At 66.9% G+C, this 12,812-nt stretch carries 10 protein-coding genes; 7 read left to right on the top strand and 3 right to left on the bottom strand.

The window, feature by feature from the left end; genetic code table 11:
• Window positions 1–4: 4 nt before the first annotated feature.
• Together GNX95_RS02190 and GNX95_RS02195 are read left to right on the top strand one after the other, a co-directional pair.
• Complete coding sequence (locus tag GNX95_RS02190; protein ID WP_163505427.1) at window positions 5–1,219, top strand: threonine synthase; 1,215 nt, start codon at window positions 5–7, stop codon at window positions 1,217–1,219.
• A complete protein-coding gene (locus tag GNX95_RS02195; RefSeq protein WP_163505429.1) occupies window positions 1,216–2,478 on the top strand; it encodes an amidohydrolase in 1,263 nt (420 codons plus the stop codon). The genes GNX95_RS02190 and GNX95_RS02195 overlap by 4 nt, the downstream gene beginning before the upstream one ends.
• Here GNX95_RS02195 and GNX95_RS02200 read toward each other — a convergent pair.
• Together GNX95_RS02200 and GNX95_RS02205 are read right to left on the bottom strand one after the other, a co-directional pair.
• Window positions 2,463–3,803, bottom strand: a complete 1,341-nt coding sequence (locus tag GNX95_RS02200) for a nitrate/nitrite transporter (protein WP_222853344.1) — start codon at window positions 3,801–3,803, stop codon at window positions 2,463–2,465. The genes GNX95_RS02195 and GNX95_RS02200 overlap by 16 nt on opposite strands.
• A gap of 114 nt (window positions 3,804–3,917) precedes the next feature.
• On the bottom strand, window positions 3,918–5,048 hold the full coding sequence (locus GNX95_RS02205; RefSeq protein WP_163505431.1) for a uroporphyrinogen-III synthase: 1,131 nt from the start codon (window positions 5,046–5,048) through the stop codon (window positions 3,918–3,920).
• A gap of 163 nt (window positions 5,049–5,211) precedes the next feature.
• Here GNX95_RS02205 and nirB point away from each other — a divergent pair, with 163 nt between their 5' ends.
• Together nirB and nirD are read left to right on the top strand one after the other, a co-directional pair.
• The gene (nirB, locus tag GNX95_RS02210; protein WP_163505432.1) at window positions 5,212–7,725 is read left to right on the top strand and encodes a nitrite reductase large subunit NirB; all 2,514 of its coding nucleotides are present in this window, start codon (window positions 5,212–5,214) and stop codon (window positions 7,723–7,725) included.
• Window positions 7,722–8,066 carry a nitrite reductase small subunit NirD gene (nirD, locus tag GNX95_RS02215; RefSeq protein WP_163505433.1) on the top strand — a complete coding sequence of 115 codons (345 nt, stop codon included), beginning with the start codon at window positions 7,722–7,724 and terminating at the stop codon, window positions 8,064–8,066. The genes nirB and nirD overlap by 4 nt, the downstream gene beginning before the upstream one ends.
• A gap of 392 nt (window positions 8,067–8,458) precedes the next feature.
• Here the strand turns inward: nirD and GNX95_RS02220 are convergent, their stop codons facing one another.
• Entirely contained in the window at window positions 8,459–9,532 is a 1,074-nt protein-coding gene (locus tag GNX95_RS02220) for a polyprenyl synthetase family protein (protein WP_222853345.1), read from the bottom strand.
• A 95-nt stretch (window positions 9,533–9,627) separates the two neighbouring features.
• Here GNX95_RS02220 and metF point away from each other — a divergent pair, with 95 nt between their 5' ends.
• The 3 genes from metF (at window position 9,628) to GNX95_RS02235 (ending at window position 12,764) form a co-directional block, all read left to right on the top strand.
• Window positions 9,628–10,530 (top strand): methylenetetrahydrofolate reductase [NAD(P)H], encoded by a 903-nt coding sequence (metF, locus tag GNX95_RS02225; RefSeq protein ID WP_163505435.1) that lies wholly within the window; start codon window positions 9,628–9,630, stop codon window positions 10,528–10,530.
• Between the two features lies 1 nt (window position 10,531).
• Entirely contained in the window at window positions 10,532–11,209 is a 678-nt protein-coding gene (locus GNX95_RS02230) for a CDP-alcohol phosphatidyltransferase family protein (protein ID WP_163505437.1), read from the top strand.
• A 124-nt stretch (window positions 11,210–11,333) separates the two neighbouring features.
• Window positions 11,334–12,764, top strand: coding sequence for an MFS transporter (locus GNX95_RS02235; RefSeq protein ID WP_163505439.1), 1,431 nt, complete (start codon window positions 11,334–11,336; stop codon window positions 12,762–12,764).
• The last annotated feature ends 48 nt before the right edge of the window (window positions 12,765–12,812 follow it).

The following is a 12,812-nucleotide window of genomic DNA, read 5'->3' on the forward strand; positions in this document are numbered from 1 at the left end:
CGCGATGGACTTTTCCGCCTTGTCTCACCTGGAATGCTCGCGGACAGGCGAGACCTACGATGCCGATGTCGTGCAGGGCACCTCCGGTGCCGGGGCGCCCTTGCTGGCCAGATATGACCTGGAGCGGGTGGCGGCCACCGTGACGCGTGCGGAGATCGCCGGTCGCGGACCGGACTTGTGGCGCTACCACGAGGTTTTGCCGGTGCGCGACCGCGGCCACGTCGTCACCCTCGGCGAGGGGATGACCCCGTTGCTCGACCTGCCCGCGTACGGCAAGCGGATTGGCCTGCCGGCGCTGAAAATGAAGGACGAAGGGCTGATCCCGACCGGTGCGTTCAAGGCGCGTGGCGCCGCGGTCGGCGTTTCCCGAGCCGTCGAGCTCGGCGTGACCGGGATTGCCATGCCGACCAACGGAAACGCCGGCGCCGCGTGGTCGTTGTACGCGGCACGTGCCGGCATCCGGAGCCTGGTCGCGATGCCGGTCGACGCGCCGGAGATCACCCGGGCGGAGTGCGTCGTCGCCGGCGGCGAGCTCTATCTCGTCGACGGCCTGATCGGTGATGCCGGCCGGATCGTGGCCGCCGCGGTCGCCGAACGCGCCGGATTCCAGGAAGTCTCGACGCTGAAGGAGCCGTATCGGCTCGAAGGCAAGAAAACGATGGGCTATGAGATCGTCGAGCAGCTTGGTTGGCAGGCGCCCGACGTGATCCTCTACCCGACCGGTGGCGGTGTCGGCGTCATCGGGATCTACAAGGCACTGCTGGAGATGCGCGCGCTCGGCTGGCTGACCGGCGAGCTGCCGCGGCTGGTCGCCGTACAGTCGACCGGATGCGCGCCGATCGTGACCGCGTACGAGTCAGGTGCCGCCGAGAGTGCGGCGGCGGTGGACGCGTACACGGTCGCCTTCGGCATCAACGTGCCCAAAGCGCTCGGGGATTTCCTGATCCTGCGGGCGATCCGTGAGACCGGCGGCACCGCGATCGCCGTCACCGACGACGAGCTGCTGGCCGCTCAGTCCGCTCTCGCGCGCGCCGAAGGTGCTTTCGTCTGCCCGGAAGGGGCCGCGTGTTTTGCGGCGGCAGAACGGTTGCGTGCGTCGGACTGGCTGTCCGAGCAGGACAAGGTGGTCGTGCTCAACACCGGCAGTGGCCTGAAATATCCCGGCACGGTCTCGGTCGACGTGCCGACCTTGCCGGTCGGCGGGCGGATTCCCCGATGAGCGCGGCGATCCACTGGCGCCGTGACATCCACCGGCATCCGGAGGTCGGCTTCGCCGAGTTTCGCACGGCCAGCCGGATCGCTGGCCGGTTCGCCGATCTCGGCTGGCGGGTGCGCACCGGCACCGACGCGATGTCGGCCGCGGATCGCCTCGGTGTGCCCGACGCCGAAAGTCTGGACGCCGCGTACGAGCGCGCCGCCGCTGATGGAGCAGACGAGCGTTTCCTGCCGCGAATGCGTGGCGGTCTCACCGCTGTCGTCGCGACTGTCGACAGTGGACAACCAGGGCCGGCGATCGGTCTGCGAGCGGACATCGACGCGCTGCCAATTGTCGAGTCGGTCGATTCTGGACACCTGCCGGCGAGAGATGGTTTCCGGTCGTCGTACGACGGAGTGATGCACGCCTGCGGGCACGACGGCCACATCGGCATGGCGGTCGAGCTCGCCGAACGGCTGGCCGAGCGACCGTTGACGGCCGGCTCGCTGACGATTTTCTTCCAGCCGGCCGAAGAAGGTGGCCGCGGTGCTCGCGCCATGGTGCCGGTCGGCCTGGCCGACCGGATCGACCTCTTCCTGGCCATGCACGTAGGCCTGGGGTTGCCGACCGGCCGCTACCTTTCGTCCGTCGATGGTCTTTTGGCCAATTCCAAGCTGAAAGCTGTCTTCCACGGCGTCGCCGCACATGCCTCGATCGCGCCGCACGAAGGCCGCAACGCGCTCCTTGGTGCGGCGACCGCCATGCTCGGAATCCACGCGCTGCCGCGGATCCCGGGTCATGAGACGCGCGCCGGTGTCGGCCGGATCAGCGGCGGCACGTCCAGCAACATCGTGCCGGACAGGGCGGAAATGCTCCTGGAGACGCGTGGCGACCTCGGTGTCGTCAACGAGCACCTGGAATCTCGCGCTCGCGACGTGCTGACCGGCGCCGCGGCCATGCACGGCCTGACCGTGGACATCGAGACGATCGGCGGCACGACCACGGCCACAGCAGACCCTGAAGCGGTCAGCGCGATTGAAACCGCCGCGGTTTCCGCCGGTCTGCAGGTTGCCGACGGCCTGCCGGTCGGACTGGCCAGCGACGACGCGACCACCTTCATGCGGCATGTCCAGGAAAACGGCGGCAAGGCGACGTACGTCGGACTCGGCGCGACCTTGGCCGGACCACACCACACGCCTGCTTTCGACTTCGACGAGGCCGCCTTGCCGCTCGGTGTCGATCTCCTGGAGAGCCTGGTCCGACTCGGTCAGACCTTCGCGTAGGCCGGTTTGGCGGAGACGGCCGGCTTGCGCAGGTAGGCGAAATACGTGACGGCGATGCACACGACGTAGAAGACGAGGAAGGCCGTGAACGCGACCATGCCGCTCTTGGTCGTCAGGAACGACTGCCGGAACGCCAGGTTGATCAGTACGCCACCGAAAGCGCCGATGGCACCGGCGATGCCAATGACGGCACCGGAGATCCGCCGCGACCACAGCAGGCTGTCGGCCGCGGACAGGACGCCGGCCTCCTCCCTGGTCTTCGCCTTGGCGCGGAAGATCGCCGGGATCATCTTGTACGTGGAGCCGTTTCCGAGACCGGAGAAGAAAAACAGCGCGATGAAACCGGCGGTGAAGACGGCCAGCGACTTGGCCTGCGAGGCGGCCATGATCAGCGCCACGCTGACCGCCATCGCGAGATAGTTCCACAGGCTGACCTTCGCGCCACCGTAGCGGTCGGCCAGCCAGCCGCCGACCGGCCGGATCAACGAGCCGACCAGCGGCCCGAGGAAGGTCACCGACGCGGCCTGCAGCGGCGTACGGCCAAACTGGTTTTGCAACACCAGACCGAAAGCGAAGCTGTAGCCGATGAACGATCCGAACGTGCCGACGTAGAGAAACGACATGACCCAGGTCTGCACGTCGGCCAATGCTTCCTTGAAGGCCTTGGTGTCGTTACGGACGCTGGAAATGTTGTCCATGAACAGTGCGGCACAGACCGCCGCGACGACGATCAACGGCGTGTAGATCCACAGGATGATCTGCGGCGTGGTCGTGCCGGAGACGGCGATCACGGCGAGCCCGACCAGCTGGATCGCCGCCACGCCGAGGTTCCCGCCGCCGGCGTTGAGGCCGAGGGCCCAGCCTTTCCTGCCCTCCGGGAAGAAGGTGTTGATGTTGGCCATCGACGACGCGAAGTTTCCGCCACCGAGGCCAGCCAGGATGGCCACCACAACCATGGTGCCGAACGAAACCCCCGGATGCATGACGAAACCGGCGGCAACTGCCGGAACGAGCAGCAGCAGCGCGCTGACGACCGTCCAGTTGCGGCCGCCGAAGCGTGCCGGCGCGAGCGTGTACGGCAACCGGATCGCCGAGCCGACCAGAGTGACCAGCGAGGTCAGCCAGAACTTGTCAGCAGCGCTGAAGCCGTACGCCGGTCCCATGAAAAGGACCATCACCGACCACAGCGACCACAGCGAGAAGCCGAGATGCTCGGTGAGGATGGAAAACCACAGGTTCCGGTTGGCGATCCTGGCGCCGGTTTCCTTCCAGAACCGCGGATCCTCCGGCGTCCAGTGGTCGATCCAGCGTCCGCCAATACTCATCATGCCTCCTTGAGCGGTTGGACGAGACGCTAGGCGTGCCGATTTGCTCGCGGGTAAATTGCCGTGTCGGTGCTGCTAAATTCCTTTCACGCGGCCGTCACCACACTGTGAGGATCACGGCGCGGCCAGCCGATAGCCGCGTTTGATGACCGTCTGCACGGCCGCCCCGGCCGGTCCGAGCGCCTCCCGCAGCCGGCCGATCGTCGTTTCCACGGCGTGTTCCTCACCGGGACCGTCCGGCCAGGCGCGTGTGAGCAGTTCGGCGCGGGTGAGGACGCGGCCAGGTTCCTCAGCCAGCGCGCGTAAAACCGCCGCGGCACGTTGCGAAAGGCGCACCGGCATGCCGTCGATCACCACCGCCGTGCCGCAGATTCTCAGCTCTCTGTTGGCCGCACGGACGACGCGCGTACGTGCCGTGGTGAGCTCGTCGGTTAGCACACGTACGAGCGCGCCGAGCCGAGAACGCTCCGGAATGACGCATGTCACGCCGTGGTCCGCGAGCGGACCAGCGCAGATCGTCCCGACGCACGCCGCCGCGACCGGTCCACGCAGGCCGGCGATCATCTGCTCCAGGTGGCCGGTGTCCTTTGCCACCTCAAGCAAAGTCAGCACCGCCGGCGCACTGGTGAACGTGATGGCGTCGACGCTGGCCGAGGTGATCGCCTGGACCATTTTCCGCAATGGCGCGAGATCAGCCGGCGGCATCCAGCGATAAACCGGCACGTCGATCACGTCCGCACCGGCTTTACGCAGTGCGGAAACGAAATCCGGCATCGGCGCGCCATGCTCCTGGACGGCGATCCGCCGGCCGGCCAGGTTTTCCGTCAGCAACTGGGTCAACAGCTCGGCGGAGGACTCCGACCGCGGAGACCACACCTCGCCGAGCCCGGCCGATCGCATCGCGCCCACGGCTTTCGGACCGCGTGCGAAAAGCCGGGCCGGCGTCAGCCGGTCACGCAGTGTGGCGCGTACGCCCCAACCATCCGCGGCCTCCAGCCAGCTGCGAAATCCAATGCCGGTCGAGGCGACCACATAGTCCAGCGGCGCGGCCAGGCATTCCTCGGTCGCCTGCCACAGGTGGCGGTCGTCGGCCAGCGGCACGATCCGTACGGCCGGCGCCTCCACAACCGTCGCGCCCCGCCTGGACAGCAGTGACGACAGCTCCTCGCGGCGGCGCGACGCGGTGACCCCCACGGTGAAACCGGTCAGTGGGGGCACATCGCTCGGCATGCTGGACTCCGCCATCGTTCTGATGCTCGGTCAGCAGCGTTAGTGGCCGTTTGCGGTTTTGCTACGGCCAGGTAACACGACCCTCACTGTGAGGTGTGCCACGGCGTGAGCATTCGGTACCTGACCCGCAACAAAGCCGAACCAGCGGTGTTACACGCCTCGGGAAAAGTGGCATGGCATGGAGGGACCGCGCAGGCTCGTCGTCATCGGATACGGCATGGTCGCACACCGGTTGGTGGAGGCGCTGGCCGCACCCGATGACAGCGGCTGGCGGGTCACCGTCATCGGCGAGGAGAACCGGCCGGCGTACGACCGGGTGAATCTTTCCGCCTATTTCGAGGATCTGGACGCCGAGCGGCTGGCTTTGCCGGCGACGACGGCCGATCTGGTGCTCGGCGAGCTGGCCGTACGCGTCGACCGCGACAACCAGGTCGTCACGACCGACACCGGTCGTGAGGTGCCGTATGACGTGCTCGTGCTGGCGACCGGCTCTCGCCCTTTCGTGCCACCGATCGAAGGTCGCGACGCCGACGGCTCTTTCGTCTATCGCACGATCGACGATCTGGACGCGATCCGCGCGTACGCGGCTGATCGGCGCGTCGGCGCGGTCGTCGGCGGTGGCCTGCTCGGCCTGGAGGCGGCGAACGCGTTGCAGGCGCTCGGCCTGGAGACGCACGTCGTGGAGATGGCCGGTTGGCTGATGCCGCAACAGGTCGACGAGGCCGGCGGCCAGATGTTGCGGCGACACGTCGAAAGTCTCGGCGTCGAGCTGCGGCTTTCCAGCCAGACCTCACGTGTGCTGGTCGACGAAGGCCAGGTGCGTGGACTCGAGTTCGCGGATGGCTCTACACTTTCCGCCGATCTGGTGGTTTTCTCCGCCGGCGTACGTCCACGCGACGAGTTGGCCAGAGAATGCGGCCTGGCGGTGGGGGAGCGCGGCGGCATCGTCGTGGACGATCAGTGCCTGACCAGCGATCCCAATGTTTTCGCGATCGGTGAGTGCGCCTCGATCGCCGGCCGTGTGTACGGTCTGGTGGCGCCCGGCTATGCGATGGCCGAGACCGTCGCCAGCCAGCTGACCGGCACCGGTGCCGCGTTTCCCGGTGCTGACACGTCGACGAAGCTCAAGCTGCTCGGCGTCGATGTGGCGAGCTTCGGTGATGCCTTTGGTGCGGCCGAAGGCGCGCTTGAGCTGGTGTATTCCGATCCGATCGCCGGCCGATACGGCAAACTCGTCGTCACGGACGACGCGAAGCGACTGCTCGGCGGCATCCTTGTCGGTGACGCATCCGCGTATCCGACACTGCGCGCGCTCGCCGGCAGCGACGAGCCATTGCCGGACGAGCCGGCCTCGTTGATTTTGCCGGTGTCGGACGGAAAGTCGGTCGAGTTGCCGGCGGCGGCGCAGGTGTGCAGCTGCCACAACGTCAGCAAAGGCGACATTTGCGTAGCGATCGACGCGCACGGCCTCACGGATGTCGGCGGTGTCAAAGCCTGCACGAAGGCCGGCACGGGATGCGGCAGCTGCCTGCCGTTGCTGAAACAGATCCTCAAGTCGTCCGGTGTCGAGATCAGCCGCGCGTTGTGTGAGCATTTCGACCAGAGCCGCGCGGAGCTTTTCGCCCTGGTCCGGGTGAAAGGCATCACCAGCTTCTCCGCGTTGATCGCCGAGCACGGCCGCGGTCGCGGCTGTGACATCTGCAAGCCGGCGGTCGCCTCGATCCTCGCCTCGCAGGGAAACGGCCACATCCACGACGGCGAGCAGGCCGCGCTGCAGGACACTAACGACCACTTTTTGGCCAACCTGCAGCGAAACGGCACGTACTCGGTGGTGCCGAGGCTGCCGGGCGGCGAGGTCACGCCGGACAAGCTGCTGGCCATCGCGCAGGTCGCCAAGGAGTTCAACCTCTACACCAAAATCACCGGCGGCCAACGCATCGACCTGTTCGGCGCCCGCGTGGAACAGCTGCCGGCGATCTGGCGGCGACTGGTCGACGCCGGCATGGAGTCGGGCCACGCGTACGGAAAAGCCCTACGTACGGTCAAATCCTGCGTCGGCTCGACCTGGTGCCGCTATGGCGTACAGGACTCGACATCGCTGGCCGTCATGTTGGAGCTGCGCTATCGCGGGCTCCGCTCACCGCACAAGCTCAAGGCCGGTGTGAGCGGCTGTGCACGCGAGTGCGCTGAGGCGCGAGGCAAGGATTTTGGTATTATCGCTACCGAATCCGGCTGGAACCTCTATCTCGGCGGCAACGGCGGCTTCACGCCGCGCCACGCGCAGCTTTTCGAGAAGGACCTCGACACCGAGACGCTGGTCACCTACATTGACCGGTTTCTGATGTTCTACGTCAGCACCGCCGACCGTCTACAAAGGACGGCGCCGTGGCTGGAGTCTTTGGACGGCGGCTTGGATTACCTCCGCGAGGTGATCGTCGACGACAAGCTCGGCATCTGCGCCGACCTCGACGCCGCGATGGACCGGCACGTCGGCTCATACCGTGACGAGTGGCAGGATGTGTTGGACGATCCGGAAAAACTCCGCCGCTTCCGCTCCTTCGTGAACGCGCCGGACACTCCCGACCCGAGCATCACCTTTGTCACCGAGCGCGACCAGATCCGCCCGCCTGACCTGATCAGCGGCCCCCGGTTGCGCGTCGTCCGTTCCGTACCGTCGATGGAGGCATCATGACCACCGCTCTGGAGCTGGAATCCTGGACCGAGGTCTGCGAATATCACGACCTGCTTCCCGAACGCGGCGTCGCGGCGATCGTCGCCGGCGTCCAGGTCGCCGTCTTCCGCCTGGCCGACGGAAGCCTGCGCGCCGTCGACAACCTCGACCCCTGCTCGGGCGCGTACGTCCTGTCGCGCGGAATCGTGGGTACGCACGGAAACCTGCAAACCGTGGCGTCCCCGATGCACAAACAACGCTTCGACCTCGACACCGGCCGCTGCCTCGACGCGGAGGAGTCGGTCGCCTGCTATCCGGTGCGCCTGGTCGGCGAAAGCGTCCAAATCGACGTGGGTCGCTAGCGACGAACGCATCTCACAGTGGCCAGAGTGGCTGATGTGACCCGGGTGGCGAGCCTGAGAAAGTTGTAGCGCTACATCGCCGGTGATCGCCGCCAAATGTAACGATGATGACGATCTGTAGCGCTAAATTTCGTACTATCGTTACATTCGCCACTCACCGACAAGAACAACGATCGGTTGGACGCGTCACCAGTCACACCAGTCACTCTGATCACGGCGCCCTCCCGTTGAGGTCGCCCGCCGCGAAGGCGCCACCACCCCCAAAACGCAACAATCAGAAAAGCGCACCCCAAAATCAAGACCCGCTATCCCGCACCCACGTCAACACCGCGACACACGTCCGGGAGACCCGTCAAATCACGACATCCCAGCCCGCATCCACCACACCGCTCTCACACCGTACGACTGGTCGCCGCCTCCGCCAGATCCCGCAGCGCCCCCCGAGCCTCACCCACCACCTCAGCCCCTTCAATCGCACGGACCGCCTCAGCCGCCCGCGCCGCGATCATCCGCTCCGTCTCAACCAGCGCACCAGTCTCCGCGATGATCTCCCGCATCACCGCAACCCCAGCGTCATCCAACCCGGCATCCCCAAGCCGCTCCAACACAACCCGCGCCTGAGCGGTCGACGCGCGCTCCAACGTCAGCGCGATGAGCACCGTACGCTTCCCCTCGCGCAGATCATCGCCGGCAGGCTTCCCGGTCACCAGCGGATCGCCAAACACCCCCAGAATGTCGTCACGCAGCTGAAACGCCTCACCGAGCGGCAGTCCATAGCCGGAATAGCTCGCCAGCAGGCCAGTCGACGCGCCGGCGAGCGCACCGCCGAGGTGCAGCGGCCGCTCGATCGTGTAGCGCGCGCTTTTCTGCCGTGCGACCCGCAGTGACCAGGCCACCGAGTGGTGATCGCGGACCTGGCCGAGCACGTCGAGATACTGGCCGGACATCAGCTCCGTGCGCATCGTGTCGTAGACCGGCTTGGCGCGGCCGAGCGCATCGGTCGGCAGGCCGGAGCCGAACAGCATCTGGTCGGCCCAGGTCAGGCACAGGTCGCCGAGCAGGATCGCGGCCGCCGAGCCGAAGGCGGCCGGCGGTCCCTGCCAGCCGGACTCGCGGTGCAGCCGCTCGAATCGGCGATGGATGGACGGCTGGCCGCGCCGCGTGTCCGAGCCGTCCATCAGGTCGTCGTGGATCAGCGCCGACGCCTGTACGAGCTCCAGCGCGGCGACCGCGTACACGGCGTCGTCACTGTCCGTGCCGCCGGCGCCACGCCAGCCCCAGTACGCGAACGCCGGCCGCAGCCGCTTGCCGCCCTCGAGCAGGAAGGAGGTCAGCTGCTCGCCGATCGGCGCGAGCTCGGTGCCGATCGCGACCAGCTCGTCGCGGCGCGCGGCCAGAAACGACCGGAGCGCATCGGTGACCCGGGCCGACAGCCCGACGGCCACCTCGGCGTCAACGCTACCCACGCAAACCTCCTGGTTGTCCGCCTCCGACGCTAATCCGTCCGGATCGGTGCCGCCGCGCGACCCCACGGTTGACACAACCTTGGTAAGGTTGGTGAATGGCGCAGGCCCAGAGCAGCAGTCCATCGATCGGCGACCTGGTCAACGGGAAGAGTCCGACCTTCTCGTTCGAGTTCTTCCCGCCGAAGACGCCGGAGGGCGAGCGACACCTGTGGCGGGCCATCCGCGAGCTGGAGCCGCTGCATCCGTCCTTCGTGTCCGTCACGTACGGTGCCGGCGGCTCCAACCGCGACAAGACCATCGCTGTCACCGAGCGGATCGCCGCCGAGACCACGCTGCTGCCGCTGGCGCATCTCACCTGCGTCAATCACTCGGTTTCCGAGCTGCGCAACATCATCGGCAATTACGCGGCCGTCGGCGTACGCAACGTGCTCGCGTTGCGCGGTGACCCGCCCGGCAATCCGCAGGGGGAGTGGATCGCGCATCCGCAGGGCCTGTCGTACGCGAACGAGCTGGTCACCTTGTTGCGCGAGGTCGGCAACTTCTGCGTCGGCGTGGCGGCTTTTCCGGAGAAACACCCGCGTTCGGCCGACATGGACAGCGAGATCCGTTATCTGGTCGGCAAACTGCGGGCCGGCGCGGAGTACGCGATCACCCAGTTCTTCTTCAACTGGGAGGACTGGACGCGGATGCGCGACGCGGTGGTGGCCGCCGGCTGCGACGCGCCGATCATCCCCGGTGTCATGCCGGTGACCAACGTGAAGTCGATCCAGCGGATGGCCGAGCTGTCCGGCGCGGAGTTTCCGCCTGACCTGGCCGAGCGGCTGCTCGCGGTCGCCGACGACCCGGAGGCCGTACGAGCGATCGGCGTCGAGGTCGCGACCGCGCTGTCGGAAAAGCTGTTGGCCGAAGGCGCGCCGGGGATTCATTTCATCACCATGAACCGGTCGACGGCGACCAGGGAGATCTGGCAGAGCCTGCGGATCGGCCAGCCGGCGTAAAGTGCGGCCGCCGTTCCCGGATTTCGACGGCTATCTGGACCGTTGGGCGCCGCCGCACGGCGGATGGCGGCCGTCCGGTGTGTTCCCGCTCGGCTGGTTTCGGGTCACGTACGCGCTGGCGCTGCCGCTCGCGCGCTTCGGCGTACATCCTCATGTGGTGACGGCGTTTGGCTTGCTGCTGACCGCTGGCGTGCCGCTCCTCGCGCTGACGAAGGCGGCGATTTTGGTCGTACCACTGCTGGTCTGCTGCGGCTTGGCGGACAGCGTCGACGGCGCCGTTGCCGTGCTGACCGGTCGCGCCAGCGGGTTCGGCGCGGTGTTGGACAGCCTGTGCGACCGCGTCGGTGAGGCGCTTTTCCTTGTCGCGCTGGTGGTCGCCGGCGCTCCGCCATGGCTGGCGGCGCCTGCCGCGCTGGTGGCCTTTCTGCTCGAATACGTACGCGCACGCGCCGCCGCGGTCGGCATGACCGGGATGGGGATCGTCACTGTGTTCGAACGACCGAGCAGGATCCTGGTCGTCGCGTTCACGTTCGTGGCGGTCGGCGGCCTGCGGCTGACCGTCCACGATGGACTGAGCGGCGTCGCGGCCACAGCTGGTGTGGCCCTGTGGCTCGCTCTCGCTTTGGCCGGACTCGGCCAAATCCTTCACACTGTGCGATCCGCGCTCGCCGATCGGTAATGCTCGATGTCCGACACGCGCTGTTCCATTGACGTGTCAGACCGCCATCGTTACCTTGGCCAGAATTCAGCTCCATTTGACTGACTTCCGTTAGACGGAAGGTCATCCCGTACGGAAGGCCCTGATGGTCACCAGCGAAGCCGAACTGCGAGATCTCTCCGACCAGGCAGCACACCGGATCATGAACAAACAGGGCACGGCCAGTGGCCGCCGTGCCGGTTGGATGATGATCTCGACGATCCTCATCGAGGCGTGGGACCTGTACGCCATCGCCTTCGTCATGCTCTTCGTCCAGAAGTCCGCCGGCTTCGGCACCAACCCGTGGCTGGTCGGCCTGGCCTCGGCGGCCGTACAGCTGGGTGCGCTGCTCGGTTGTTTCGCCGGCGGCTGGGTCGCCGACCGGTTCGGCCGCAAGAAGGTCTTCATCACCACGATGATCATGTTCATCGTGTTGGCGCTGGCACAGGGTTTCGCGCAGAACTTCTGGCAGCTGATCATCATCCGGTTCCTGCTCGGCTTCCCGCTCGGCAGCGACATCTCCTCCGGCTACGCCTACATCATGGAGGCGATGCCGCGCGGCAAGCGTGAGGTGATGGGCAACCGGTGGCAGGCGATGTTCGCGATCGGCGAGGTCGTGGCGATCCTGGTGGTGCTCGGTCTCTATCTGACCGGCATGGACCACGACGTGCTGTGGCGGATCGCGCTGGCGCTCGGCGCGGTGCCGGCACTGACCCTGCTGCTCGGCCGGCTGACCATCACCGACACGGCGCTTTCGCTTGTGCAGCGCGGGAAGTTCCGGCAGGCCAAGCAGGTCTCGATGAAGATGTTCGGCGACTCGCTGGACATGCTGCCGGACCAGGACTTCAAGATCAAACGTCCCAGCACGATGGCCTTCCTGCGCGACCTGTGGAAGGACCCGATCCGGCGGCGTGCGAGCATCTTCGGCTGGATCTCCAATGCCGCTCAGGGCGGCGAGTGGGGTGCCTTCGGCTTCTATCTGCCGAGCATTCTCGCGGTGGCCGGCGCGGCGAAGGCCAGCGAGAACTTCATCGGCTACAGCCTGAGCAACGCGATCATCTACAGCCTCGCGATCGTCAGCGGCGTGGTCGGTCCGATGATCACGCCCCGGATCGGGCACCGCGGCATCGCGCAGTGGGGCTTCGGCATGGCGTTCGTTTCCCTGCTGGTAGCCGCTTTCGCGGTCTGGGCCAACCAGCCGTGGCTGCTGCTGATCTCCGCCGCGGCGATGATCTGGGGCCATTACTGGGACGCCTCCAACGGCATGACCGTCACCTCGATGGTGGCGCCCACCCGCTACAAGGGTACGGCGTCTGGTTTTGGCTACATGTTCGTGAAACTGGCCGCGTTCTCCACGATCTTCGTGTTCCCGGCGATGAAGGACGCGATCGGCATCCCGCTGACCGTGCTGATCATGTCGTCGATCTCGCTGGCCGGTTTCCTCGCGGCGCGCTACATCCTGCCGGAGGTCTACGGCTACGTGGAGTCCGAAGGCCAGCTGGTCAAGGAAAACGCGGCCGGCACCGCCGCCGCATAGGCGAGGCCGCAGGGCCCGCCCTCGTGCGCCTGATGCTCGAGGACGGGC

The organism is Fodinicola acaciae (assembly GCF_010993745.1).
Taxonomy (GTDB): domain Bacteria; phylum Actinomycetota; class Actinomycetes; order Mycobacteriales; family HKI-0501; genus Fodinicola; species Fodinicola acaciae.

Excerpts from the sequence above, each read along its gene's own strand:
- GNX95_RS02190 (WP_163505427.1), top strand. The coding sequence starts at position 5 with ATGGACTTTTCCGCCTTGTCTCACCTGGAATGCTCGCGGACAGGCGAG.
- GNX95_RS02195 (WP_163505429.1), top strand. The coding sequence starts at position 1,216 with ATGAGCGCGGCGATCCACTGGCGCCGTGACATCCACCGGCATCCGGAG.
- GNX95_RS02200 (WP_222853344.1), bottom strand. The coding sequence starts at position 3,803 with ATGAGTATTGGCGGACGCTGGATCGACCACTGGACGCCGGAGGATCCG.
- GNX95_RS02205 (WP_163505431.1), bottom strand. The coding sequence starts at position 5,048 with ATGGCGGAGTCCAGCATGCCGAGCGATGTGCCCCCACTGACCGGTTTC.
- nirB (WP_163505432.1), top strand. The coding sequence starts at position 5,212 with ATGGAGGGACCGCGCAGGCTCGTCGTCATCGGATACGGCATGGTCGCA.
- nirD (WP_163505433.1), top strand. The coding sequence starts at position 7,722 with ATGACCACCGCTCTGGAGCTGGAATCCTGGACCGAGGTCTGCGAATAT.
- metF (WP_163505435.1), top strand. The coding sequence starts at position 9,628 with ATGGCGCAGGCCCAGAGCAGCAGTCCATCGATCGGCGACCTGGTCAAC.
- GNX95_RS02235 (WP_163505439.1), top strand. The coding sequence starts at position 11,334 with ATGGTCACCAGCGAAGCCGAACTGCGAGATCTCTCCGACCAGGCAGCA.